We start from the raw sequence: 23,868 nt of genomic DNA on the forward strand, positions 1-23,868 counted from the left end.
AACCATCTCCCTAACGGCAGCCGGCGACGGGAGGGCCATGGGTACGGGTTGCGCCCACGACGGGATCGAGGCGGCGGGCCGCGGCGCGGCGCGCTGCGACGTCGCGATCGTCGGCGCGGGGGTCTCGGGCTGCGCCATCGCGCGCGAGCTCGCGCGCCTCCGCGTCTCGACCTGCGTGCTCGAGGCCGAGGAGGACGTCTGCTGCGGCACCTCCAAGGCCAACTCCGCCATCGTCCACGCGGGCTTCGACGCCGCCACGGGCAGCCTCATGGCGCGCCTCAACGTGGAGGGCTCGCGCCTCATGGGGCCCCTGTGTGCCGAGCTCGGCGTGGACTACGAGCGCGTCGGCTCGCTCGTGGTGTGCACCGACCCCGCCGAGCGCGGCGGCTTCGACGCCCTTCTCGCCTGCGGCCGCGAGAACGGCGTCGAGGGCCTCCGCATCATCGAGGCGGACGAGCTGCGGGAGCTCGAGCCCAACGTCTCCGACGCCGCCGTCGCCGCGCTCTGGGCGCCCACTGGAGCCATCGTGAACCCCTTCCAGCTCACCGTGGCCCTCGCCGAGCAGGCGGCTGTCAACGGCGTCGAGTTCAGGTTCCGCTCGCCCGTGACCGGCGTCGCCCGGCGCGCGGGCGGCGCCTGGGAGCTCGACGTGCCGGGCGGGCCGCTCGTCGCGCGCGTGGTGGTCAACGCGGCCGGCGTGCGCGCGGACGAGCTGCACAACCTCGTCTGCGCGCCTGGTGACGAGCTCGCCATCACGGCGCGCCGCGGGCAGTACCACGTCCTCGACGTCACAGCGGGGCAGCACGTGCGCCACACCGTCTTCGCGCTGCCCACGCGCCTCGGCAAGGGCGTCCTCGTGACCCCCACGACCGGCGGCAACCTGCTCGTGGGCCCCACCGCCGAGGACGTCGGCGACAAGGACGGCGTCGACACCACCGCGGACGGCCTCGCCGAGGTCGAGCGCAGGGCGTCGCTCACGGTGCGGGGCGTCCCCCTCCGGGAGCGCATCCGCACCTTCGCGGGCCTGCGCGCCCACCAGCCGGGGCACGACTTCGTGATCGGCGAGGTCCCCGGAGCCCCGGGCTTCGTCGACTGCGCGGCCATCGAGTCCCCGGGGCTCTCCGCGGCCCCCGCCATCGCCCGCATGGTCGCCGGCATCGTGCGCGACGCCCTCGGCGGGCCCGCCGAGAGGGACCGGCTGGCGCCGCGGCCCGCGCCGGTCCCCGACGTCGCGCGCATGGCGCCGGAGGAGTGGTCGGCACTCGTCGCCGCGCGCCCCGAGTACGGGCGCGTGGTCTGCCGCTGCCGCACCGTCACCGAGGGGCAGGTCGTCGACGCGATCCGCCGCCCCGTCGGCGCGCGCTCGCTCGACGGCGTGAAGCGACGCGTGGAGGCGGGGATGGGGCGCTGCCAGGGCGGCTTCTGCGCCCCGCGCGTGCTCGAGGTCCTGGCGCGCGAGCTGGGGCGCGACCCGCGCGAGGTCACGCTGGCGGGGCCGGGCTCCGAGGTCGTCGCGGGCACGGTCAAGGACACGCTCAGGGGAGGCGCGTCATGAGGCGCTGCGACGTCGTCGTCATAGGGGGCGGCCCGGCCGGGCTCTCCGCCGCCGCGGCGGCCCGTGCCACCGGTGCGGGGGAGGTCCTCGTGCTCGAGCGCGACGAGCGGCTCGGCGGGATCCTCAACCAGTGCGTGCACGGGGGCTTCGGCCTGGCGACCCTCGGCGAGGAGCTCACCGGGCCCGAGTACGCCGCGCGCCTCGAGGACGCCGCGCGCGCCGCGGGCGCGACCCTCCGGACCGACGCCACGGTCCTCGGCGTCCGCCCGGCGGGGGAGGGCGCCGCGGGCGGCCCCTGCGCCCGACCGGGGCGGCGCCCGGGCGCCGGCGAGCTCGAGGTCACCCTCGTGAGCCCCGCGCGCGGCCTCGAGCGCGTGGCGGCCGGCGCCGTCGTGCTCGCGATGGGCTGCCGCGAGCGGCCGGCGGGCGCGATCGGCATCCCGGGCTTCCGTCCCGCGGGCGTCCTCACCGCCGGGTGCGCCCAGCGCCTCGTCAACTGCGAGGGGCTCCTCCCCGGCCGCGAGGTCGTCGTCCTGGGTTCCGGCGACATCGGCCTCATCATGGCCCGGCGCCTCACGCTCGAGGGGGCGCACGTGGCCTGCGTGGCCGAGCTCATGCCCTACTCGAGCGGCCTCAAGCGCAACGTCGTCCAGTGCCTCGAGGACTTCGGGATACCGCTGCTGCTCTCGCACACCGTGACGCGCGTCCTCGGCCGCCGCCGCGTCGAGGCCGTCGAGATCTCGCGCGTCGACGCCTCCGCGCACCCCGTCGCCGGGACGGGGCGCATCGTTGCCTGCGACACGCTGCTGCTCTCCGTGGGCCTGCTGCCCGAGAACGAGCTCTCGCGCGCGGCGGGCGTCGAGCTGTCGCCCCTCACGCGCGGCGCGGTGGTCGACGACTCCCTCATGACGAGCGTCCCGGGCGTCTTCGCCTGCGGCAACGTCCTGCACGTGCACGACCTCGCCGACCACGCGAGCCTGGAGGCGGCGCGCGCCGGCGCCGCGGCGGCCGCGTGGGCGCGCGGGAGAGCGACCCGCGCGCGGGGCGGCGGGGTGCCCGTGGAGCCCGGCCGCGGCGTGCGCTACGCGGTGCCGCAGCGCGTCGACCCCGAGCGCATGCCGGACGAGCTCGTGGTCCGCCTGCGCGTCGACGGCGTCTACGAGCGGCGCTCCGTCGTGGCGCGCGCAGACGGGCGCGAGGTCGCGCGGCGGCGGCGGGACATCCTCGTGCCCGGCGAGATGGAGCAGGTCACGCTGCGGCGCGACGCGCTTCTCGCCCGCGGCGGGATCGGGCGGGTCACGATCGGTCTGGAGGCGTGATGGGAAGGACGGGGGAGAGGGACGCGAGGGCCCTGACGTGCATCCGCTGCCCGCGGGGCTGCCGCCTCACGGTGGAGCTGGGAGAGGCCGGGGAGGTCGCCGGCGTTCGCGGCAACGCGTGCGCGCGGGGCGCGTCCTACGCGCGCGCCGAGGTCGCGCACCCGGTGCGCTCGGTGACGACGACCGTGCCCGTGGACGGCAGCGCGCGGCTGCGGCGCCTCCCCGTGAGGACGGAGCGCGAGGTGCCCCGCGAGCGCGTGCTCGACGTGGTGCGCGCGCTCGCGGGCGTGCGGGCGGCCGCGCCGGTCGAGATCGGCGACGTCGTCGCGGAGGACGTCGCGGGGACCGGCGTCGACGTCGTCGCCACCGCCCGCGCCTGAGCCGCGCCGCGCGGGCCCGTCAGAGCGCGAGCGCCTCGTCGCAGATCGCGCGGAGCCCGCGCACGACCCCGCGCATGTCTGCCTCCGTGGCCTCGGGGTGGATGGCGCAGATGCGCAGGCACCTCCTGCCGCGCAGCTCGGTGGTGAAGACCGCTGCGTAGCCGCTCTCGCACATCCTGCGGGACACCTCGGCGTTGAGGGCGTCGCACCCCTCGGGCGAGAGCCCCGCCGGGGCAAAGCGGAGGCTCACCATCGCCATCTGCGCGGGCGAGACGACCTCGACGTCGCGGGTGCGCTCCGCCTCGTCCTGCGCCCACCGCGCGAGGTCGAAGCCGTGCTCCACCGCGGCGGCGAGCCCCTCCGACCCCATGGTCTGGAGCGTGAACCAGAGCTTGAGCCCGCGCGCGGGCCGCGTGACCTCGGGCCCGAGGTCCCACGGGTTGGTGACGCCGCCCTCCTCGAGGTCGCGCAGGTACTCGGGGTGCGCAGCGTAGGTCGAGACGAGGTTCCCCCGGTCCCTCACGAGCACCATCCCGCAGGAGTAGGTCTGGAATAGCCACTTGTGCGCGTCCCACGAGAGGGAGTCCGCCAGCTCGACGCCGTCGAGCATCCCGCGGTGGCGGGTGAGAAGGACGCTCGCCCCGAAGGCCCCGTCGACGTGCATCCAGAGGCCGTGGGCGCGGCAGACGCGCGCGACCTCCCGCAGCGGGTCGACCGAGCCGGTGTTGGTGGTGCCGGCGGTCGCCGCCGCCACGAACGGGCGCAGCCCCGCGGCCTCGTCGGCCGCCACCGCGCGCTCGAGGGCGGCGGCGTCCATGCGGAAGGCGTCGTCGCACGGCACGACCCTCACGTGGTCGCGCGGGACGCCGATGACGTGCAGCCCCTTTGCCACGGAGCTGTGCGTCTGCTCGCTCACGTAGTTCTACACGATATGGAGAGTAAGGGTCAGCGAGATACACACGAAATGGGGAGTAAAAGACGGGACAAATCCACACGAAATGGAGAGTATGGAGATGAACCAGTCGGTGGTAGGGAAAGTCGAACGTCGGGCGACGAGCCTCGGGCGGAGCCGACCCGCGCGCAACGCGACCCCTGGGAGACAAAACAGGCCGTCTACCTGTGGGTCATTGCACATCCGCAGGTAGACGGCCACGTAAGCAACACGCTAAACGGCAGGGAAGGGGAGAGGCCTCGCGCTGACCCCGGGCGGCCCTACTCCGCCGCGGCCAAGCGATGGAGCATGGTCGCCAGCTGCGCGCGCGTGCAGGCGCCCTGCGGGTCGAGGGCGTCGCCGTCGCCCTGGCCGCGGAGGACGCCGGCGGAGACCGCCCACCTCATGGCGACGTCGGCAAAGCCCGAGACGTCTGCCGCGTCCGAGAAGGACGAGAGGTCGCCCCCAGCCTCCGGCGAGCCAGCCGCGCGCCACAGCACGGTCGCCAGCTGCTCGCGGGTGATCGGGTCAGCGGGGCCGAAGGCGTCACCGGAGTAGCCGGAGAACACGCCCGCGCCGAGCGCCCAGGACGCCGCCTCGGCGTAGAAGCCGCTCGGGTCGCAGTCCGCCGGGAGGCCGGAGGCGCCCTCGGGCTCCCCGGCGAGGCGCCAGAGCGCCACGGCGGCCTCGGCGCGGGTGAGCGCCGACGACGTCCCGAAGAGCCCCGAGCCGTCGCCGTAGCCGGTCATGACGCCGCCCAGCCACGCCCAGCGGACGGCCTCGGAGTACCACTCGCCATCATTTGCATCGGAGAAGGGCAGCGCGTGGCCGCGGGAGTCGAGCGCGACGAGCCAGGACGACGCGTGGTCGAAGGGCAGGCGCGCCACGCCCTCGCCGTCGACCTGAGCGGTCGCCTCGTACCCCAGCGACCCCGCCTCGTCGTCGTAGCGGTAGAGGTTAGCCCACAGACCGGCGTTTATCACGCCCACGGGGGCGGTCAGGGTCATGGTAAAGCCAAACTCACCATTGTGCTTGAGAGTGAGCTGCACCGTTCCTGCCTCGCCTGTGACGGAATTGATGAGGTTTACCGGGATGGTGCTGGTATTCAGGCTCACACCCATGTCAAGGTCGGTCAGGTCGGCGTTCTCCGGGATGTCCTGGCCGTTGACGGTCCAGGTGACGCCACCCGTCAGGCTGATCTCCAGGGTCACATCCCGGCCCGCCAGCTCCTCGAACACCTCTTTGTCCAGCTTGGTCTGGCCGGTGCGGAGGGTGATCTCAACGGTGCTGCCTTCCTTGGCGCTCTCGATCTTGTCCACGGCCTGCTGGCTGGGGGTCTTGGTGGGGGTACCGCCGCCGCTGCTGTACTGTTTCACGGTGAAGGTAGCAGAGATAGTCTCGTTAACATCGTGAGTGCCGGAAATAGTGATGTTCTCACTGTATGTACCCACGGCCAGTCCTGCCTTGGGCTGTACCGTGAAGGCGGCTTTCTCGCCTGCGGCCAGCTCCGTAGTGGAGAGAGTGCCCACATCAAAGCTGCTGGTGGAGGCGGGCTGGGTCAAGGTCAAGGGCTGGTTGCCGGTATTGGTGATGGTCACGGTCTGGGCGGCGGGCTGGGTATAGCCGGTGTAGACGCTGCCAAAGTCGAGAGCCGTGGTGTCGGCGGAAATACTGTATGTAGATGGGTTCACAGTCACCTTGCAGTTGGCGGATTTACCGCTGCCGTCCGCCGCAGTTGCGGTGATGGTGGCGGTGCCTGCGGCCTTGGCGGTAACTTCGCCGTTCTCTACGGTGGCCACTTCGGGCCTATCGCTGCTCCAGGTCACATTTTTGTTGGTGGCATCTTCAGGCTGCACCGTGGCGGTCAAGATTTCGCTTTGGCCTGTGTAAAGAGAAAGTCCGGACTTGTTCAGTGCTACGCTGGTAACAAGCACCGGGGCGGGATTGATCGTCAGTGTAAGTTCCTTGCTGTCGCTGCCAGCGGTGTTTTCAGCCTTTACGGTAAAGGTCGAAGTGTCCGCCGCAGTCGGGATACCGAAGATCGTGCCATTTTCCAGCGTTAACCCATTGGGCAGGGTACCGTGGGTGACGCTCCATTGAGTAGGAGTGTTTTCAGCCGCAAGTTGCTGATTGTAAACCGTACCCACTGTGCCGTCAGGCAGAGGGGTTGTGGTGGTGATCTTGGGCGGCGCATTAGTAATGCTTCCCGTCAGGGTGCCGCCTTCTTCGGTGGTCACGGTGCCTTCGTTGGTCAAAGTCTTTCCACCCGGGACGGTCAGGCTGGCGTCCTTTCCGACGGTCAGGGTTTCGCCCTCGTTGATGGTGAGGTCGTCCTGCAATTCCACCTTACCGTACACAGTGCCGCTCTTGCCGTTAAAGACGATACCTCCGTTGCCATCGCCGCCTGCACCAACCTGAACACCCGTTTCCTCATTGTTAGTCAGTATTTTACTGTTTCTTGTATCCACCACTGCGTTGCCGCTGACGGTCAGGCTGGAAGTGCCAGCATTGCTCGTGCCAGACCAATAATAGTAAATTCCGACATTACCATCGCCACCGGTGGTCAGGCTGCCATTATTTACCGTAATAGCAGAAGTGGATGATGCGTCGGTACTAGAGATTAGATAAACTCCATGCTGGGCAGGAGATGAAGCTGTAACATCCGCACCGTCGATAACCAGGTTCCTATTCTTTGAACTACTAAGCGTAATTCCTGAATTACTCCCGATCGGTTTGACATCTAAGCTGCCAGGACCCGCAATAGACAAGGAGGCATTTCCAGCCGTGGACTCTACACGAATCCCGCCGGTTCCCGTTATGGTACTCGTTCCTTGGGATACTACTATTTTGAGAGAAACATCGGCAGTTTGACTAAAGGCAATCACGCTACCTTCGTAGGTGTAACCTTCTGCAACATTCACAGTTTGATTGTTAGTAATCTCCGCCTGATTCAGCGTAAGGGTGAAGGTGGCGGCGTCATAGTAAAACTGACCGCTGTCAGGTTCTGTACCATCAACTTTTGTCCAAGTTCCATTTTGGTTTGCATAGCAGCCGCTTTCTGTAATTCGCTGACCGGCTACATACAGGTCAATTTCGTCCGCCGCCAGCGCCGTGGCGGGCATCAGGCCCAGGCAGAGGGCCAGGACGCAAAACAGGCTCAAAAATCGTTTTTTCATCTCACACTTCCTCCTTGGCTCTCACAGGGATTAAGGCGGCGATGGCCGCGGCCGCTGCAAGGACCGCGCCGATGGCAGCGAAAATGGCCCACCGCCGATTCCGCCGGTTGATCTCTCCAATGCGCCGCTTGACTGCGGCAACCCGTTCTTCCGTGGTTCGCATCATATTCCGCCTCCATTCTCCAAATTCCGAATGGTCAGCGCCCCGTCGGGGCGAGTGGTATAGCGGCTGTCCAGTTCTGACAGTGCCGCCACCAGTTCCGAGGCAGGCCGGGCCGTACAGCCCTGGGCCACCTGCTCCTGGGGTACCCCGTCCCCCTGGACGGACAGGCGCTGGTCATAGATGTTGTTATCAAATATGGCACCATCCGCGTGGGCGGTGATAGGGTGAGCCCTGCCGCTGGGGTCCCGGAGGATCAGGTTGACGCCCGTAAATGCCTGGAGGTACATGAAGAAGGTGTCGACGTCCGACCGATACATGCGAAAGAGGTCCTTGATGTCCTCGGAGGCGACGGAGAAGTCGATGATCAGATGGCTGTCGTATTTATTCTCGGCGAATGCGCGCGCAAGGGTGCTCTTTCCCGTGCGCCGCGCCCCCTCGAGCAGCAGGGCGAGTGCGCCTTTCGACTCGCGCTTCCAGCTGAGGAGCGCATCGTAGACCTTCCTCTTATACACGTCGAGACCCGCCAATCAACGCCGTTGCTGTGAAGCTGCATATCTTGGAAAGTATGAACAGCCCCGACTCTACACGATATGGAGAGTAAGGGTCAGCGAGATACACACGAAATGGGGAGTAAAAGACGGGACAAATCCACACGAAATGGAGAGTATGGAGATGAACCAGTCGGTGGTAGGGAAAGTCGAACGTCGGGCGACGAGCCTCGGGCGGAGCCGACCCGCGCGCAACGCGACCCCTGGGAGACAAAACAGGCCGTCTACCTGTGGGTCATTGCACATCCGCAGGTAGACGGCCACGTAAGCAACACGCTAAACGGCAGGGAAGGGGAGAGGCCTCGCGCTGACCCCGGGCGGCCCTACTCCGCCGCGGCCAAGCGATGGAGCATGGTCGCCAGCTGCGCGCGCGTGCAGGCGCCCTGCGGGTCGAGGGCGTCGCCGTCGCCCTGGCCGCGGAGGACGCCGGCGGAGACCGCCCACCTCATGGCGACGTCGGCAAAGCCCGAGACGTCTGCCGCGTCCGAGAAGGACGAGAGGTCGCCCCCAGCCTCCGGCGAGCCAGCCGCGCGCCACAGCACGGTCGCCAGCTGCTCGCGGGTGATCGGGTCAGCGGGGCCGAAGGCGTCACCGGAGTAGCCGGAGAACACGCCCGCGCCGAGCGCCCAGGACGCCGCCTCGGCGTAGAAGCCGCTCGGGTCGCAGTCCGCCGGGAGGCCGGAGGCGCCCTCGGGCTCCCCGGCGAGGCGCCAGAGCGCCACGGCGGCCTCGGCGCGGGTGAGCGCCGACGACGTCCCGAAGAGCCCCGAGCCGTCGCCGTAGCCGGTCATGACGCCGCCCAGCCACGCCCAGCGGACGGCCTCGGAGTACCACTCGCCATCATTTGCATCGGAGAAGGGCAGCGCGTGGCCGCGGGAGTCGAGCGCGACGAGCCAGGACGACGCGTGGTCGAAGGGCAGGCGCGCCACGCCCTCGCCGTCGACCTGAGCGGTCGCCTCGTACCCCAGCGACCCCGTCTCGTCGTTGTAGCGGTAGAGGTTGGCGACGAGCCCCGCGGCGTCCTCGCCGAGCGGCGCCACGAGCGTAAGCTCAAAGCCGAAGGAGCCGTCATGCTCGAGCGACACCTGCACGGAGCCGGACTCGCCGGTGACGAGGTTCACGACGTCCGCGGGGATGGAGTCACCGCCGAGGGCAACGCCCAGGTCGACGTCGCCGTGCTCCGCATCCGCGGGCACGTCCCCGCCGTAGATCTCCCAGAACAGCCCGTCGCCCATGTCGAGCGCGAGCGTCACGTCGCGTCCGGCGAGCTCGTCCAGCACCTCGCCGGGCAGCACCGTCTTGCCGTCCATGTCCACCTTGACCGTGGAGCCGGGACGGGCGCCCGCGATGTCGTTTGCCACGTCGCCCCAGTCGGGCCCGGTCGGGCGCGGCGGGACGTACGGAGTGCGCACCGAGAAGGACAGGGCGACGGCGCAGGTCGCCGACTCGCCCTCCGCAGCGGCCCCGGCGATTGTGAGCTGCTCGGAGTGCGTCCCCGCGGCAAGGCCTGGCTTGGGCTGCACGGAGAAGGTGACGGACTTGCCCGGAGCGAGCTCGGTGGCGGAAAGCGCGCCGACCAAGAAGCTGGTGGAGGCAGGCTGCGCCAGCTTAACGCTCTGGTTGCCCGTGTTGGTGACGGTCACGGTCTGCGCGGTGGGCTGCGCGTAGCCGGTGTAGACGCCGCCAAAGTCGAGCGAAGCCGGGGACGCGGAGATGCCATAGGTCTTTGCGACCACGGTCACCGTGCAGGTGGCGGTCTTGTTGCCATCGGCAGTGGCAGTAATGTTGGTGATGCCCGCGCTCACAGCGGTGACGAGGCCGCTTGCGTCCACGGTGGCAACGCTTGTGTTGCTACTTTCCCACGTCACATCTTTGTTGGTGGCGTTGCTCGGCTCCACCGTAGCGGTGAGGGTGCCTGTTTCGTTCTCCACCAAGTTCAATGTGCTTGGACTAAGCGACACACTATTAACTGGGACATAAGCTGCCGTTTCAATCGTCAGCGTAAACTGCGTGCTGTCGTTGCCGTAGTCGTTTTCAGCCTTCACAGTGAAAGTGCTCGTCTCCGCCGTGGTGGGCGTGCCGGCAATCTCGCCGGTGCTCCCATTCAAAGTTAGACCAGCAGGCAGGGAACCGCTGGTGACGCTCCATGTAATCGGCGTGGTGCCGGTTGCCGTCAGCGTTTGGCTGTACGATGTGCCCACGGGGCCACCTGGCAGGCTCTCGGTTGTGATGGTGGGAGCATGATTGACGGCGCCGTTTCCACCGATGTTGTCGGGCAAGGTGCCGGAGTTGTTGATGGTGCCGTTGTTGGTCAGGGTGCCGTCATCGGTGGTCACGGTGCCCTCATTAGTCAGCGTTGCGTCGTTGCCGATTGTCAGGCTCGCCCCGCTGGGAATATCCAGGCTCTCGCCCTCACCGATGGTCAAATCCTCCTGCAAGGTCACATCGTCGTACACGGTGCCTGCATTACTGTTGGAAAGATCAAGACCAAAGACGATACCAACACTGCCATCAACAGGGGAAACTTCCTTGAGATCTAGTAGCCATCCGGCACCGATTCCACCGCCTCTTGCGTCCACGATGGCACTGTTGCTGATGGTTAAGGCCGTAGTTTCAGGAACGGTACCACTGCCGATAGAATCATATAGAATCCCTGGAGACCCGCTGGCAGTCAGGCTGCCGCCGTCCACAGTCAGAGAGGCGGTCGAACTTTCGTGGGATTGCACATTGACACCACGACTGGTCCCCGTTGCTTCAACATCGGCGTTATGGATGGTCAGGGTGGCATTGCCGCTGTTGCTTTGAACCCAGATTCCAGTCTGACTGGCGCTGGCATCCAGACTGCCGCCGCTTTCGCTTGTGATGGTCAGGGTGGCTTCGCCAGTAGAACTGGCCAACACATAGATCCCCTTGCCGACCTCTGCGATTGTATTGGTGCCCTCCAATGTGATGGTCAATTCTGCGTTGCCGTCGCCGTACTGATTGAGCACACCAATGGCTGCGCCTGCGAGTAAAGTATTGGTATCAATGGATACGCTCATTCTAATGGTGGCGTTGTGCAGGGTCAGGGTATTGCGACTTGCGTCATAATAGATAAAGTTGTCCGCCGGTGTGCCTTCGCCTGTGAATGCGGTGACGTTTCCATCGCTGTCGGTCGTCCAGTAGCCGCCCCTTGTCACATTTTCGTTGCCTACATAGATCACCTGTCCGTTCGGCGCAACCGCCAGCGCCGTGGCGGGCAGCATCGTCAGGAACACCATCATCGCCGCCAGTAGCGCGCCGACCTTCCACCACGTTCTTCTCGCCATACGACACCGTCCCTTCCGCCTGCGCCGCAATGCGGGCGCGAAACGCAGCCTGACCTCCCCATTGTTGTTTAGGAGCAGGGGAGGGCCCCTACCCGGCGAGACGGTGGGTTTGGGGAGGGTCGCGCCCTACGAGAGCAGAAAGCGGCCGAGCTCCTTGCGGCTGCTCACGCCGAGCTTCTTCAGGGACTTGGAGATGCACTCCTTCACGCGGTTGACCGAGATGCCCATGTGCGCCGCGATCTCGGCGTTGCTCCACCCGCGCGCCGCCAGCATGCAGGCGGCGAACTCCGTCGTTGTGAGGTTGTCGGCCACGTCGTCGCCGGTGGCGGGGTTGTGCACTCGGCGCCATCCCGCGGAGAACCGGTAGGTGACGTCGATGATGCGGCGGAAGTCCTCGGGCCAGGCGGGCTTGATCGCCGCCTCGAGCATGCCGCCGAGAAGCCCGTGGTGCTCGCCCAGCGGCTCGATGAGGCCGTCGGGGCGGGCGAGGTCCCAGGCGGCGAGCAGGTGGGCGCGCGCCTCATCGGGGCGGCGCCGCGCCATGAGGTCCATGACGGCAACGAGGTGCAGGTAGATGGCGGGGATGGGACAGGAGTCCTCCTGCATGGCGAAGGCGCCCAGCACCAGGCCCAGGCTCGTCTGGTGCTCGCCCTCCAGATAGAGGCGGTGCGCCTGCACGTAGCAGGCGAAGAGCCTCAGACCCGGCGGCAGGAGGGGCAGCGCCTCGCCCGCGGGCGGCAGGCCCTCGGGCTCGGGGATGTGCAGGAGCACGCTCGCCGTGCGCGCCACGAAGGACGCCGCGGCGGCCGCCTCAGGGGAGAACCCCCCCCCGATGGGCTTCTCGACGCCGGCGCGGGCCCGCGCGAGGGCGGAGCGGGCGTCGTTGATGCGGTCGAGGGCGAGGCTCGCGTACGCGCAGATGAGGCAGGCCGAGAGGCGCGCTCCTGCGTCCTCGCTCGCAAGGAGCGGGCGCGCGAGGGCGGCAGCCCGCGCGGCGTCGCCGGTGAAGTAGGCGAGCTCGGCCAGCGCCACGTCGCGGCGCGGGCCCTCGGGGAGCGACTCGGCGTACTCGCGGGCGTGGCCGGGGGCGAAGGGCGCGTTCATGAGGGGCATGAGGGTGTCGCACGACCCCTGCCGGCGCCGGGGGACCGGGGGCCTCTCGTCACCGGGGGCCGCCTCGTTGCGGGAGCGCCGCAGGTCGGCGGGCTTGACGGCGCCCTCCGGCACGCGCCAGGCGCGGCCCGCGCGCTCGGCCCCCGGGACGCGGCCCTGGGCGCACATGAGCTGCACGGCGCGCGGCGTCACGTGCCAGCGGCGCGCCGCCTCCGCGGCCGAGATGAACTCCATGCGGCACCCCCATTCACATACACCGATAGCTTACCAGAGCCGCACCGGGACGTTCCTTCGCTCGTGCGAAGACTTGGGCGGGAAATTTGGGAAGTATTTTTCGGCACGGTCGCAGGCGGGCGGCGCGGAGGCTGCAGATTGCTACGGGCTCGGCCTCTCGTCCGCGACCCGCGCGTCCTACAAGCAGATGGTCAACACTCGGCGCATCCCGCCTACGTTTCCCCGGAGGAGCCCAACGAGGAGAGCCTCGCCGCAATCGCTGAGGGGGACGCCTTCCTTGCGTCCGGCCAGAGCGGGCGATTTGCGAACGGTCACGACCTGATGGAGGCGGCGACGGCCTAATGGCCAGGCTCGCCGCCGACTTCTCTTCGGCCTTCAGGCGCGACCTCAAGAGAAAGGCTCGCAGGAGAGGATGGGGCATATCCGAACTGGAGAAAGTCATCGACCTTGTGGTCGAGAACTCTCCCGAGTCCCTGGAGACCCTGAGAACTCGGCACGACATGCACGCACTGACGGGCAGCTGGTCCGGACGCAAGGAGTGCCACGTCGCCAACGCGGGAGACTGGCTCGTTATCTGGCCCTCCAACGATAGGGTCGCCTTCTTCGAGAGAACTGGAAGCCACGCTGCTGGACTGTCCTGCCGCCGCGGCGAAGCGGCGCTCAACACGCGCCCGGGCTCCGTCATGCCCCCAGGCACCTGATCGGGATGACGTACGTTCCGGGCGAGGCCTCGCGCGCGTAGCGCGAGACGCCCACCAGCACCGCCATGAACTCCGGCTCGCGCACGCGGGCGCGGGGGTTCTCGCAGAGCTTCCTGCGCATGCGCGCGAGGCTTGCGAGACCCGCGTCGACGCCGTCCTCGCTCGCCTTGAACTCGAATGCCGCCCATCTTCCGTCGGCGAGCTCGACCACGGCATCCGCCTCGAGGCCGGCGTCGTCGCGGTAGTACCGGACGGGCTCGAACCCCACATCGGACAGCGCGCGTGCGTACACCATGAGGTCGCGCATGCACATACCCTCGAAGAGCAGGCCAAACGTCTGCCAGTCCCTGAGCAGGGCCTCGGGCCCCATGCCGAGCTGAGCCGCAGCGAGCGAGGGGTCGGCGAGGTAGCGCTTGGGCTTGGTGGCGAGGCGCTTCCTCGAGCGCGCCGGGGGGACCCAGCCGGGAACCTCCTCCACGAGGTAGCTGGCCTTGAGCAGGGCCAGATAGGAAGCCACGGTCTCCTCGGAGATAAGGGAGCGCGGATCCTCCTCGTCGCCGTACATGTCTCGGACGATCGTTTTGTACGTGGTCGCCTGTCCGAGATTGCGCGCGAGCGACGCGACCAGCCTCGAGGTGGTCTCACCGTCCCTGCCTGCGGCCGGAGCGCTCTCGGTGAAGAAGAGGCGCAGGTACTCGCGAGCCAGGGTCTGAGCCGATGAGACGTCCATCCCAACCGCCTCGGGCCAGCCCCCTCGACAGGCGAGCTCGACGAGCTCGCGCGTGTCGGACGGTACGGCGCACGGCTCGAACTCCCCGCGAAAGAGGCCCGCGAGCGAGATCGCGCCGGTGGAGTCACCGCTCTCGACCAGGCTCATCGGGTGCATGCGAATCCGCCCGATCCGGCCGGCGCCGCTGTGGCTCGGCGCGTCGCCCGCCCCGCGTCCGCGCGACAGCGGCGTCGAGGAACCCGTGAGGATCCAGCCCCCGCGAACGCGCCTCCCCTTGTCGACGCTGCGACGCACCGCGTCCCAGATGCGCGGGACGAGCTGCCACTCATCGATGACGTGCGGCGCTTCGCCGAGCGTCATGAGGGAGGGGTCCGCGCGGGCGAGGTCGATGTCATCGTCAACGTAGCTCACGCTCGCCCCATGGCGGAGCGCGCACCACGTCTTGCCGCACCACTTGGTCCCCGCGATCTCGATTGCCCCAAAGATGCTGAGATAACGTTCGACCTGCTCGTCCACGACGCGCGGAAGGTACCCCTCCGGCGCGATGCTACCTGTTGCCATTGCGGCTCCTCTCCTGCCCCGTTGGGAGGAGTGTAGCATCGTCCCGGTTTTTCCGACATTTCAATTCCGGTTTTTCCGAACTTCTTGGCACGGTTTTTCCGATGTGTTGAGCCGTGGTCTTCCGCCCGATGCTCGCAGGACCTTCGGAGAGCGCCGGACATCGCAAGACGTCAGGGACCCGAATCGGAGAGCCCGCTACGCGCGCGCCCTGGGCCGCACCGCCCCGCGGTCGCAGCGGTTGCCCCAGGAGTCGATGAGCTCGTCGTCTCGGTAGACGCACACGACCTCGCAGTGGTTGGCGCACCGGCCGCAGACGACCTCGCGCGTGCGGAACTCGAAGTCGTCGACATCCCAGGCGAAGGGGCGCCGCTGCGACTCGGGGGCGTCGGCGGCGAGCAGCGCCGCGCCGAACGCACCCATGAGGTGCCCGTCGGCGTCGACGAGGACCTCCATACCGAGCTCATCCTCGAAGGCGCGCACCACCCCGGAGTTCTTCGAGACGCCTCCCTGGAAGACGACCGGGGCCTCGACGCGCTTGCCCTTGGCGACGTTGTTGAGGTAGTTGGTGGCGACGGCGCGGCACAGGCCCGCGATGACGTCGCGCTTCTCGTAGCCCACCTGGAGCTTGTGCACGAGGTCGCTCTCGGCGAAGACCGTGCAGCGCGCGGCGATGTTGGCAGGGTGCTCCGAGGTCGCCGCGATGTCGCCGAACTCCTCGACCTCGACGCCCAGGCGGTGCGCCTGGCTCGAGAGGAACGACCCCGTCCCCGCCGCGCACAGCGTGTTCATGGCGTAGTCGACCGCCACGCCGCCCTCCACGCAGATGATCTTGGAGTCCTGGCCGCCGATCTCGAGGATGGTGCGCACGTCCGGGTGCAGAAACGTCGTGCCCACCGCGTGCGCGGTGATCTCGTTCTTCACCACCTGGGCGCCGAGCATCGCGCCCACGAGCCGCCGCGCCGAGCCGGTGGTCCCCACCGCCACGACCTCGTAGCGCTCGCGGTCGAGCTGCGCGGCGAGCTCGTCCACCACGCGACGGGCGGCGTCGGTGGGGGCGCCCTCCGTCCAGAGGTAGGAGCGCGCCAGGATCGTGCCGCGCGCGTCCGTGACGACGCCCTTCGTCGAGATCGACCCGGTGTCCACCCCGAGGAACGCCCGCTCGGGCGCGCCCGTACTTCTCGTCATATCGTCCTTTCCTTTCTCATGGCGAGCATGTCGTAGAACGCCTCGAGGCGCGTGTCCAGCCCGGTGTCGCTCGTCTGGGAGTCGTAGGTCAGAAACAGGATCGGCGCGCGGTAGTCGCGCGCGAGCCGCTGCAGGGGCGGCATGCAGTCGATCTCGGGCGTGCAGCCCGACGACTTGACGTGCACCACGCCGTCGAAGCCCTCCTCGATGTAGCGCTTGGCGGCCGAGATGGTGAGGCTCGAGGTGGGGCCCATGTCGTAGGTCACGTAGGGCGCCGCCGACCGGCGCGCGTTCTCCTCGCTGTAGCGCAGGATGAAGTTGGTGATGTTGAGCGTGCGCGCGAGCTCGACGCGCATGGAGAGCAGCTTGCGCTCTATCTCGAGGTTGCTGGCGGGGTCGGCGGCGGTGAAGGACTCGCCCACGATGCCCACGCGCACGGGGCGCTCGGGCTTGCTCGTGGGGAGCGCGCGCAGGGCGTCCATGCCGCGGCGGAACGCCTGGTCGACGTCGGCCATCGTGGAGCAGCAGCGCATGTCCTCGAAGAACGCCTCGCGGGCGCGCTCGAAGGAGCGCGGCTCGACCTCGAAGCCGGCGTTGGCGAGGTAGTAGTCGTTGTAGGCGTCGAGGTGCTTGACCATGCGCAGGAGCACGAGCATGTTGGCCACGCCCGCCGCGACCGACAGGTTGGGGTTCACGACCTTCTTGCAGTAGGCGACGTAGTCCTTGAACGGCCGGCCCGAGACGAACGAGAAGTTGAGCATCTCGAAGTCGTCGTATCCCATGTCGCGCAGGATCATCTCCTGGAGCTCGCCGTAGTAGGTGAGCCGGCAGTAGCCCGTGAACTGCACGAGCACGTTGGCGCCGGCCTCGAGGGCCTCGACGTAGTCACCGAGGATGTGCTTGAAGGGGGCGCAGACGTAGTCGTTGCTGTGCTCGGATCCGATCTCGAGCGTGCGGCGCGTGGGCGCGGGCATGCGCACGTAGTCGGCGTCGAGCACGTGCTCGGTGAAGTACTGGAAGGCGACGTCGTAGTAGCCGTAGTGCATGAAGGCGACCCTCTTGCGGGAGTGGCGGTCGGGCCGTGCGCGCCGCCGGCGCAGGAGCGTGGGGCGGCTCTCGCCCTCGCGGAGCGAGACCGTGGCGCGCGGCTCCGCGCCCAGGTTCTTCTCAGCCATTGAGGTAGCCTCCCCTTCGCTGGTAGGTGAGGATGTCGACGAAGCTCTCGACGCGCGTCTCCACGCCGGCGGTGCCGCTCTGGGCGTCGACGGTGAGGGTGAGGACGGGCCTGCCCTTGACGCAGAGGGCGATGGCGTCATCGGTCATGGAGTCGGGGCCGCACGGGAAGGCGCTCACGAGCACGATGCCGTCGACGGCGTCGTGGAGCTCGAGGACCGCGCCCACGAGCTCGCGGTTCACGATCCAGGGCAGGGTCGCCGAGAAGTCGTGGGAGCGGCGCGTGGCGCGGGCGTGGTCGAACTCGTCGGCGAAGAGCACCGTCGCGCCCGCCGCGCGCAGGGCGTCGGTCACGGGGCCGGCGACGAAGGGGTCGTGCGCCACGTAGGGGTGCGCCGCCACGAGGATGGCGAGCGGGCGCTCTGCGCGGGGCAGGCGCGAGGAGGCCGCGACGAGCTCGGCCTGGGCGCGGGCGAGGCTCGCGTCGCGGTCGCGCTGCGCCCGGCAGGCGGCCCTCCAGGCGCGCTCGCCCTCGCGGCGGGTGGCGCCCAGCCGGGCGGCGAGCTCGACGTAGGAGGCGCGCTCGTCCTTCTCGGCGCCGCCCTCGGCGAGGAGCGCGTCGAGCACGCGGACCTCGCGGCCCGCCAGGGCGAAGGCGCTCCTCACGAGGTCGGGGAGGGCCTGGAACTTGGTGCAGTAGGTGTGCAGGGCGTCCGAGCCCGAGAGGCTGGGCACGAAGACGGCGTCGACCTCGCCCGCGAGCGCGTCGACGTGGCCGAGGAAGAGCTTGGAGGCGAGGCAGCACTCGTCGACGGAGAGCGCCTGCCCGCGCTCGAAGACGCCGCGGTCCGAGGGCTCGCTCACGCGCACCTCGCGGCCGAGCTCCTCGAAGAAGGCGCGCCACTTGGCGCCGAGGCGGTAGGCCATGAGGGCGCGGGGCAGGCCGATCACGCGGGCGTCGGCGAAGGGCGCCGGCGCGGCGGCCGCGGCGAGCGCCCGGCGGACCCTACGCGCGGACGGCATCGCTCGCCCCCTCGGCGGGGGAGGCGGCCTGCGCGGGGGAGGCGGCCGGCGCGGGCGCGACGAGGCCCGCGGCGGCGAGGGCGTCGACGAGGCCGGCGAGGTCGGCGTCGTCCGGGTGGCCGAGGGCGCGGTCGCAGTTCTCTATCATGGGCTCGAAGCGCGCGGGGTCCTTCTCCGCCATCGTGACGTAGCGCTCGCGGACCGCGGGCGGCATCTGGCCCTGGCACATGTAGCGGCCGACCACCTCGGCGCCCGCGGGCAGCGCGGAGGCGAAGCGGTCGAGCACGCGGTCGTAGTAGGCCGGGTCGCCGCCGAAGCCGCAGGTGCCGAAGAGGAAGACGCGCCTCCCCGCGAGGGCGGGGAGCGCGTCGGCCAGCGACGGGTCGAGCCCGCCCTTGTCGGTCCAGGAGCCGAGCAGCGTGACGTCGGCGTCGGCGGGCGACGACGCCTCCTCGGCGCCGGCGGCGTCGAGCGCCCGGCGGGCGCGCTCGGCGAGCCGGGCGGTGTTTCCGGTCCTCGAGCAGCAGATGATCGCGTACCTCATGTGGTCTCCTCTCGCCTTTTCTCTGGGGACTTATACCCCTTTGGGCGGCCGCGCACTCGCGCGGGCGGGGCGGGAGGGGGTCGGGCGGGCGCGGGGGGGGGGACCGGGTATACCCCTTTGGGCGGCCGCGCACTCGCGCGGGCGGGGCGGGAGGGGTTCGGGCGGGCGCGGGGCGGGGCACCGGACGGGGCGCAAACCTCACACCTTGTCTATGTCTCAGAAAATCTCTTATCGGCATTTTGTTTGAAGTTAATTTGTAATTTGTGGTACGTACCACTAGGTGCGAGGTTTGGGGAAGCACCAGGGCGCACGGCCACGCGCGGACTCACGCCTCCCAGGCGAAGCGGGCCATGTCGACGCGCCCGTCCGGGAGAAACCCCACGCCCTCCGTCTCGAGCATGCGCCGCTGCTCGCCCGGGCCTCCGAAGGCGAAGCCGGGCGCCAGGGAGCCGTCGGCGAAGACCACCCGGTGGCACGGCACGCCCCCCGCCGCGCCCGGGCTCGCGTGCATGGCGTAGCCGACCTGCCTGGCGCAGCGCGGCGCCCCCATCAGGCGGGCGACCTGGCCGTAGCTCGCCACGCGCCCGGCGGGGACCTGGCGCACGACGTCGTGCGCGCGCTCGAAGAAACCGCTCTCGCCCATGGGCGCCACCTCCGGGAGCTCGCCGCGTGAAAAACCGCTATGCTCAGGCTACCACCAACCAGCGTCCGGGAGGTCCCCATGGAGATTCGCAAGAGCGCCGCCGCACTGCTCGTCATCGACGCGATCGAGGCCGTCGGGGCGGACTCCCTCTACGACCCCGACGCCGCCACCGCCACCTACCGCTCCGCCGTCGCCCGCGCCGCGGGCGCGTGCCGCGCGGCGGGGGTCCCGGTGATCTTCTGCAACGACGCGCACGTCCGCGGCTACGACCGCGAGCTCGAGCTCTGGGGCGAGCATGGCGTGGCCGGCGAGACGCGCGTCTTTCCCGAGGTCGGGGTGGGGGAGCGCGACATCGTGGTCCCCAAGCGCCGCTACTCGGGCTTCTTCCAGACCGACCTCGACCTCACCCTGCGCGAGCTCGGCGTGAGCAAGGTGATCGCCGTGGGCGCCGACACCAACATCTGCGTGCTGCACACCCTGGCCGACGCCTACTTCCTGGGCTACGACTCCGTGGTGGTGACGGACGCCACGATGACCTTCCTGTGCGGCACGCAGGAGGGCGCGCTCGAGCACTGCGTCAAGTGCTACGGCTCCGAGCTCTGCACGGTCGCCGAGCTGGAGGCGGCGCTCGCGTAGGGGAGGCGGTCGCCGCCCGACGGCGCGCGACCCGACGGGGCGCCGGCGGGGCGCGGCTCGCTAGATCGCCGTCTTCCCGCCGTCGATGGCGATGGTCTGCCCGGTGATGTAGGACGCCGCGTCGGACACGAGCAGCGTGACCAGGCCGTCCATCTCCTCGGGGTGTCCCATGCAAGTGCCGGCGACGTGGCGCGCCTGCTGATGAGGATGTCCCTCGCCGCGGGCGTTCTCTAGGCCGCCCTCACGCGCCCCAGCGGGCGCGGACGGCGCCGAGGAACGCCTCGGCGGCGGGGGAGAACGCCTGGTAGCGCTTCCACGCCACGAAGACCTCCGCGGAGATGGCCGGCTCGAGCGGGCGGAAGGCGAGCCCCGACCCCGGGGACGTGTCCACGATGCCCTCGAGGCTCACGACGACCCCCATGCCGCGCCGCGCGAGCAGGGCGGCGTTGTAGAGCAGGTTGTAGGTTGCCACCACGTCGAGGTCGGCGAGGTCGCGGCGAAACCACGCGCCCATCTCGCGGCTCGCCTGCTCCGAGAGTATCAGCGAGCGCCCGGCGAGGTCCTCCGGGGTCACGGCGTCGCGCGCGGCGAGCGGGTCGCCCTCCCGCATGAAGACGCCCCAGCGGTCGCGCGCCGGGAGCTGCAGGAACTCGTAGCGCGAGAGGTCCGCGTGCCCGACGAACACGCCGAAGTCGAGCCGCCCGCTGTCGAGGCGCTCGCCCACGCTCTCGGCGTTGCCGCTGAAGAGCGAGAACCGCACGAGCGGGTAGGCGTCCACGAAGGCCGCCATGGCGTCGGCGACGAGCCCCATCGCCGGCGTCTCGCCGCCGCCGACGCGCACCTCGCCCGCGAGGGTGTCCGCCGTGAGGCGAAACTCGTCCTCGGTGCGGCCGACGAGGTCGACGATCTCCTCGGCGCGCCTGCGCAGCCGCATCCCGGGCTCGGTGAGCGAGACGCGCCGGCTCCCGCGGTCGAAGAGGCGCACGCCGAGGTCTCGCTCGAGCTCCTGCATCTGCCGCGAGAGCGAGGGCTGCGAGACGTGCAGCGCCGCAGCGGCGCCGGAGATCGTGCCCTCGCGGGCCACCATGAGGAAGTAGCGCAGGTGCCTGAGCTCCACGTTCTTCTCCCCTCATCCATGCCCGAGCCGCATAGTCACCTATGCGATATAGGAATTATACATGATGACGCCACGTCGCTAAACTGGAGTCGACCACGCGGGAGAGGGGATGGCATGGGGGACCTCACGGACGACATCGAGCGCTGCCTCGCCGACTGCGCCTGCGACGGGCCCACGGCCGAGCGGGCGCGGTGCTCGTGCGAGGAGGGGCGCGTGCGCGAGACCAAGCGCGTCCTGCTCGACGAGCGGCGGCGCCTGCTCGAGGAGCTGCACGCGTCGCAGCGCGGCATCGACGCCATCGACCACCTGCTCGCCCGCGTCGCCAGCGAGATGTAGGGAAGGGCGCGGGGCGGCCCCGCGCGCATCTGAACGGAGAACAGCCATGAGAACCGTCATCGAGAACCGGACCTTCGACGAGGAGCGCGCGCTCTACGGGACGCGCGACCTCGTCGTGCGGAACTGCCGCTTCGACGGCCCCGCCGACGGCGAGAGCGCCTTCAAGGAGTGCGAGGGCCTCACCGTGGAGGGCGCGTTCATGAACCTGCGCTACCCCTTCTGGCACGACCGCGGGCTCGTGCTGCGCGACGTGGAGATGACCGAGCTGTGCCGCGCGGCGCTGTGGTACTCGGAGGGGGTGACCATCGAGGGCGGCCGCCTGCACGGCATCAAGGCGCTGCGCGAGTGCGCCGACGTGCGCATGCGCGGCTGCGACGTCGTCTCGCCGGAGTTCGGCTGGTCCACGCGCGGGATCGAGATGGAGGCGACCAGCGCCGAGAGCGAGTACTTCATGATGCGCTCGACGGGCCTGCGCCTGCGCGACGTGCACTTCCAGGGCAAGTACTCGTTCCAGTACGTCGAGGACGCCGTGATCGAGGACAGCGAGCTCGACACCAAGGACGCCTTCTGGCACGCGAAGAACGTCGTGGTGCGCAACTCCCTCGTGCGCGGCGAGTACCTGGGCTGGTACAGCGAGAACCTCACCTTCGAGAACTGCCTCATCCAGGGCACGCAGCCGCTGTGCTACTGCACGGGGCTCAGGCTCGTGAACTGCCAGATGGTCGACTGCGACCTCGCCTTCGAGCGCAGCCACGTCCAGGCGACGCTCACCACGCACGTCGACAGCGTCAAGAACCCGCTCGCCGGCAGCAGGATCGTCCTGCCGTCCGTGGGCGAGGTGATCCGGGACATCGAGGGCGCCACCGGCGTGGTTGAGGAGACGTCGGGGTGCGTGCGCGCGTGCGCGTAGAGCGGGGTTGACACTGGTGTCAACCCCGCCCGCGGGCGGGCAGCTGGGGGCGACGCCGGCACCGAGACGGAGCGATTTGCGAAAACGGGCCTCTCTCGGCGGCTGTTCTCGCAAGATGCTCCGTTTCGGCGCGGGGGCAAAGAGGAGCGTCAGGACGCGGGCCCAAATGCGGGGCGGCGGCGCCAATGGGAAGCGGGCATCGTCAGGTCATGACGTCAAAACTTGACGCTACAACCTGACGCCAGCGTCAACCCCGCAGGCGGACGAAATTCTCGCTTGCGCGGCGCCCTTGAGGCTGCTATAGTACTTCCTCGCACAACGACCGGGTGGTGGCGCAGTTTGGTAGCGCACTTGACTGGGGGTCAAGGGGTCGCTGGTTCGAATCCAGTCCACCCGACCAGAGTATTCTTGAGACCAAGGTCTACACCTTGGTCTCTTTTGCTATAGCAAGCTCTACTATCGCGTTGCATACCGCCACCAAACCAACCGCATACTAATTGCATGCCAAAAACGGCTGACTGACTTCTATTGTCCGACTGAAATGCTCGTCATTTCTTGAATAATCTAATGCTTTTGGGAGCTGTCTGTATCCACAACTTCTTCATCTTCGTGAACGACGGTTAGCCCCTTCTCTGTGTTCTATGCCGTCTGGAATCATCAAGGTCATATTTTCGAAAGGATGAGGCGGAGGAAGGCAATCTCAGGCAGAGAGGCTCGTGGGATCATGCAGAAATCACCATGCGTGTATGCAAAGCCGCTCAACGCCACTGAAGCTGCTGCGTGGGCTCATATCAGCAAGCGAAAGCTCCTTGATTATGCGAGTGCGGGCATCATTGGAAAACGGTCGGTGGCTGTTGGTTGGCCTCGCCTACGCGCCTTGTCTTGGCGGACGCACATGGACGGATTTGTGTGGTTTGCGCGTCGGGGCGTTGACCCCTCGCATCCCCCGATGCTACGATTATCATGTGATCACGGGGGGGACGCGAACGGAGAGATACCTAAGCGAAACCCCCATTTTCATGCCCATTCACCCTCCCAATCTTCCTTCGCATCGAGCTTCCGTCGAGCCATGCCTTCACGGACTCTGGAAGCCGCTTGTAGAGCGATGACGCGTTCTTCCTCGACGGCAGCAGGAGCTTCTCGAATTTCCCTATGTTGATAAGGTGGTCGACGGTGCGGAAGTAGTCACCGTCGCCCGAGACGAGGACGGCCTTATCCATGAGTCTTGACGCATATGAGTCGCGCATCATCTCAAAGACCACGTCAACGTCCACGTTGCCCTTTTTTCGCCCCTTCAGCTCGAGTCCGTGCTCGCGAAAGACCAGCACGTAGCCAAACTGCTGGAACAGGCGGTACATGTCCTGCCGCTGGTAGTCGAAGGCTCCCATGAACAGGTAGGCCTGCGAAACGCCATACTTCTCGCGGAGATAGACGCGGAACCTCCTCATGTCCACGTCCCACGGCTCGTCTGAGTTCCTGGTGGCCATATACAGGTTCTGGTTGTCAATGTAGGCGAAGTTGCTTCTTGTCGCGTCCACGCCCCTCCTTTCCTCTTGTTCCCGCCTCGCGCACTGTCTTGCCG

20 protein-coding genes, 1 tRNA gene and 1 pseudogene are annotated in these 23,868 nt (G+C 68.5%); 8 read left to right on the top strand and 14 right to left on the bottom strand.

The features are described 5' to 3' along the window. The first annotated feature begins 37 nt into the window (after nt 1-37). From BQ7106_RS02645 to BQ7106_RS02655, 3 genes are read left to right on the top strand one after another with little or no spacing between them, the layout of a single operon-like run. The gene (locus BQ7106_RS02645) at nt 38-1,555 is read left to right on the top strand and encodes an NAD(P)/FAD-dependent oxidoreductase (RefSeq protein ID WP_072370875.1); all 1,518 of its coding nucleotides are present in this window, start codon (nt 38-40) and stop codon (nt 1,553-1,555) included. Next, nucleotides 1,552-2,874 carry an NAD(P)/FAD-dependent oxidoreductase gene (locus BQ7106_RS02650; RefSeq protein WP_072370878.1) on the top strand — a complete coding sequence of 441 codons (1,323 nt, stop codon included), beginning with the start codon at nt 1,552-1,554 and terminating at the stop codon, nt 2,872-2,874. The genes BQ7106_RS02645 and BQ7106_RS02650 overlap by 4 nt, the downstream gene beginning before the upstream one ends. Beyond that, complete coding sequence (locus BQ7106_RS02655) at nt 2,874-3,254, top strand: DUF1667 domain-containing protein (protein ID WP_072370882.1); 381 nt, start codon at nt 2,874-2,876, stop codon at nt 3,252-3,254. Before BQ7106_RS02650 ends, BQ7106_RS02655 begins: the two co-directional genes overlap by 1 nt. 19 nt (nt 3,255-3,273) lie before the next feature. Here the strand turns inward: BQ7106_RS02655 and BQ7106_RS02660 are convergent, their stop codons facing one another. The 5 genes from BQ7106_RS02660 to BQ7106_RS02680 form a co-directional block, all read right to left on the bottom strand. Beyond that, nucleotides 3,274-4,170 carry a pyridoxal phosphate-dependent decarboxylase family protein gene (locus BQ7106_RS02660; RefSeq protein ID WP_072370886.1) on the bottom strand — a complete coding sequence of 299 codons (897 nt, stop codon included), beginning with the start codon at nt 4,168-4,170 and terminating at the stop codon, nt 3,274-3,276. Between the two features lie 296 nt (nt 4,171-4,466). Continuing rightward, entirely contained in the window at nt 4,467-7,361 is a 2,895-nt protein-coding gene (locus BQ7106_RS02665; RefSeq protein WP_083526852.1) for an S-layer homology domain-containing protein, read from the bottom strand. Nucleotides 7,362-7,523: 162 nt separating this feature from the next. Next, nucleotides 7,524-8,036: an AAA family ATPase gene (locus BQ7106_RS02670; protein WP_129583771.1), complete on the bottom strand. Its 513-nt coding sequence runs from the start codon at nt 8,034-8,036 to the stop codon at nt 7,524-7,526. Between the two features lie 359 nt (nt 8,037-8,395). After that, complete coding sequence (locus BQ7106_RS02675; protein ID WP_159431257.1) at nt 8,396-10,651, bottom strand: S-layer homology domain-containing protein; 2,256 nt, start codon at nt 10,649-10,651, stop codon at nt 8,396-8,398. A gap of 855 nt (nt 10,652-11,506) precedes the next feature. Continuing rightward, a complete protein-coding gene (locus BQ7106_RS02680; protein WP_083526854.1) occupies nt 11,507-12,727 on the bottom strand; it encodes a LuxR C-terminal-related transcriptional regulator in 1,221 nt (406 codons plus the stop codon). Between the two features lie 341 nt (nt 12,728-13,068). Here BQ7106_RS02680 and BQ7106_RS02690 point away from each other — a divergent pair, with 341 nt between their 5' ends. Further along, nucleotides 13,069-13,428 (top strand): type II toxin-antitoxin system YafQ family toxin, encoded by a 360-nt coding sequence (locus BQ7106_RS02690; protein ID WP_083526855.1) that lies wholly within the window; start codon nt 13,069-13,071, stop codon nt 13,426-13,428. Here BQ7106_RS02690 and BQ7106_RS02695 read toward each other — a convergent pair. From BQ7106_RS02695 to BQ7106_RS02720, 6 genes are all read right to left on the bottom strand, one after another. Beyond that, nucleotides 13,409-14,719 (bottom strand): ATP-binding protein, encoded by a 1,311-nt coding sequence (locus tag BQ7106_RS02695; RefSeq protein ID WP_072370902.1) that lies wholly within the window; start codon nt 14,717-14,719, stop codon nt 13,409-13,411. The genes BQ7106_RS02690 and BQ7106_RS02695 overlap by 20 nt on opposite strands. 195 nt (nt 14,720-14,914) lie before the next feature. Next, nucleotides 14,915-15,904, bottom strand: coding sequence for an acyl-CoA dehydratase activase (locus BQ7106_RS02700; protein ID WP_072370906.1), 990 nt, complete (start codon nt 15,902-15,904; stop codon nt 14,915-14,917). Beyond that, nucleotides 15,901-17,079 (bottom strand): hypothetical protein, encoded by a 1,179-nt coding sequence (locus tag BQ7106_RS02705; protein WP_205407657.1) that lies wholly within the window; start codon nt 17,077-17,079, stop codon nt 15,901-15,903. The genes BQ7106_RS02700 and BQ7106_RS02705 overlap by 4 nt, the downstream gene beginning before the upstream one ends. Beyond that, complete coding sequence (locus BQ7106_RS02710) at nt 17,072-18,100, bottom strand: acyl-CoA dehydratase activase-related protein (protein WP_083526856.1); 1,029 nt, start codon at nt 18,098-18,100, stop codon at nt 17,072-17,074. The genes BQ7106_RS02705 and BQ7106_RS02710 overlap by 8 nt, the downstream gene beginning before the upstream one ends. After that, entirely contained in the window at nt 18,084-18,644 is a 561-nt protein-coding gene (gene bilS, locus BQ7106_RS02715; protein ID WP_072370909.1) for a flavodoxin family protein BilS, read from the bottom strand. The genes BQ7106_RS02710 and bilS overlap by 17 nt, the downstream gene beginning before the upstream one ends. A gap of 325 nt (nt 18,645-18,969) precedes the next feature. Beyond that, nucleotides 18,970-19,287, bottom strand: coding sequence for an MGMT family protein (locus BQ7106_RS02720; protein ID WP_072370912.1), 318 nt, complete (start codon nt 19,285-19,287; stop codon nt 18,970-18,972). A gap of 78 nt (nt 19,288-19,365) precedes the next feature. On the opposite strand from BQ7106_RS02720, the gene BQ7106_RS02725 reads away from it, so the two are divergent. Further along, nucleotides 19,366-19,923, top strand: coding sequence for a cysteine hydrolase family protein (locus BQ7106_RS02725; protein WP_129583772.1), 558 nt, complete (start codon nt 19,366-19,368; stop codon nt 19,921-19,923). Between the two features lie 60 nt (nt 19,924-19,983). Here the strand turns inward: BQ7106_RS02725 and BQ7106_RS02730 are convergent. Both BQ7106_RS02730 and BQ7106_RS02735 read right to left on the bottom strand, forming a co-directional pair. Continuing rightward, nucleotides 19,984-20,115, bottom strand: a pseudogene (locus BQ7106_RS02730) (SDR family oxidoreductase); the annotation flags it as partial. A 49-nt stretch (nt 20,116-20,164) separates the two neighbouring features. Continuing rightward, entirely contained in the window at nt 20,165-21,040 is an 876-nt protein-coding gene (locus BQ7106_RS02735; RefSeq protein ID WP_072370923.1) for a LysR family transcriptional regulator, read from the bottom strand. 114 nt (nt 21,041-21,154) lie between these two features. Here BQ7106_RS02735 and BQ7106_RS02740 point away from each other — a divergent pair, with 114 nt between their 5' ends. The 3 genes from BQ7106_RS02740 (at nt 21,155) to BQ7106_RS02750 (ending at nt 22,686) form a co-directional block, all read left to right on the top strand. Beyond that, nucleotides 21,155-21,376, top strand: coding sequence for a hypothetical protein (locus tag BQ7106_RS02740; RefSeq protein WP_240307414.1), 222 nt, complete (start codon nt 21,155-21,157; stop codon nt 21,374-21,376). A gap of 46 nt (nt 21,377-21,422) precedes the next feature. Then, the gene (locus tag BQ7106_RS02745; protein WP_072370926.1) at nt 21,423-22,286 is read left to right on the top strand and encodes a DUF3737 family protein; all 864 of its coding nucleotides are present in this window, start codon (nt 21,423-21,425) and stop codon (nt 22,284-22,286) included. A gap of 323 nt (nt 22,287-22,609) precedes the next feature. Further along, nucleotides 22,610-22,686, top strand: a tRNA-Pro gene (locus tag BQ7106_RS02750). A 598-nt stretch (nt 22,687-23,284) separates the two neighbouring features. On the opposite strand, the gene BQ7106_RS02755 is transcribed toward BQ7106_RS02750, so the two are convergent. Further along, on the bottom strand, nt 23,285-23,824 hold the full coding sequence (locus BQ7106_RS02755) for an NYN domain-containing protein (protein WP_072370929.1): 540 nt from the start codon (nt 23,822-23,824) through the stop codon (nt 23,285-23,287). Nucleotides 23,825-23,868: the final 44 nt, after the last annotated feature.

Source organism: Thermophilibacter mediterraneus (genome assembly GCF_900119385.1).
In the GTDB taxonomy this organism is placed as follows: Bacteria; Actinomycetota; Coriobacteriia; order Coriobacteriales; family Atopobiaceae; genus Thermophilibacter; species Thermophilibacter mediterraneus.

What these genes read in the sequence shown, in the direction of transcription:
- BQ7106_RS02645 (WP_072370875.1), top strand. Translation starts at nt 38, where the DNA reads ATGGGTACGGGTTGCGCCCACGACGGGATCGAGGCGGCGGGCCGCGGC.
- BQ7106_RS02650 (WP_072370878.1), top strand. Translation starts at nt 1,552, where the DNA reads ATGAGGCGCTGCGACGTCGTCGTCATAGGGGGCGGCCCGGCCGGGCTC.
- BQ7106_RS02655 (WP_072370882.1), top strand. Translation starts at nt 2,874, where the DNA reads ATGGGAAGGACGGGGGAGAGGGACGCGAGGGCCCTGACGTGCATCCGC.
- BQ7106_RS02665 (WP_083526852.1), bottom strand. Translation starts at nt 7,361, where the DNA reads ATGAAAAAACGATTTTTGAGCCTGTTTTGCGTCCTGGCCCTCTGCCTG.
- BQ7106_RS02680 (WP_083526854.1), bottom strand. Translation starts at nt 12,727, where the DNA reads ATGGAGTTCATCTCGGCCGCGGAGGCGGCGCGCCGCTGGCACGTGACG.
- BQ7106_RS02690 (WP_083526855.1), top strand. Translation starts at nt 13,069, where the DNA reads ATGGCCAGGCTCGCCGCCGACTTCTCTTCGGCCTTCAGGCGCGACCTC.
- BQ7106_RS02695 (WP_072370902.1), bottom strand. Translation starts at nt 14,719, where the DNA reads ATGGCAACAGGTAGCATCGCGCCGGAGGGGTACCTTCCGCGCGTCGTG.
- BQ7106_RS02700 (WP_072370906.1), bottom strand. Translation starts at nt 15,904, where the DNA reads ATGACGAGAAGTACGGGCGCGCCCGAGCGGGCGTTCCTCGGGGTGGAC.
- BQ7106_RS02705 (WP_205407657.1), bottom strand. Translation starts at nt 17,079, where the DNA reads ATGGCTGAGAAGAACCTGGGCGCGGAGCCGCGCGCCACGGTCTCGCTC.
- BQ7106_RS02710 (WP_083526856.1), bottom strand. Translation starts at nt 18,100, where the DNA reads ATGCCGTCCGCGCGTAGGGTCCGCCGGGCGCTCGCCGCGGCCGCCGCG.
- bilS (WP_072370909.1), bottom strand. Translation starts at nt 18,644, where the DNA reads ATGAGGTACGCGATCATCTGCTGCTCGAGGACCGGAAACACCGCCCGG.
- BQ7106_RS02720 (WP_072370912.1), bottom strand. Translation starts at nt 19,287, where the DNA reads ATGGGCGAGAGCGGTTTCTTCGAGCGCGCGCACGACGTCGTGCGCCAG.
- BQ7106_RS02725 (WP_129583772.1), top strand. Translation starts at nt 19,366, where the DNA reads ATGGAGATTCGCAAGAGCGCCGCCGCACTGCTCGTCATCGACGCGATC.
- BQ7106_RS02740 (WP_240307414.1), top strand. Translation starts at nt 21,155, where the DNA reads ATGGGGGACCTCACGGACGACATCGAGCGCTGCCTCGCCGACTGCGCC.
- BQ7106_RS02745 (WP_072370926.1), top strand. Translation starts at nt 21,423, where the DNA reads ATGAGAACCGTCATCGAGAACCGGACCTTCGACGAGGAGCGCGCGCTC.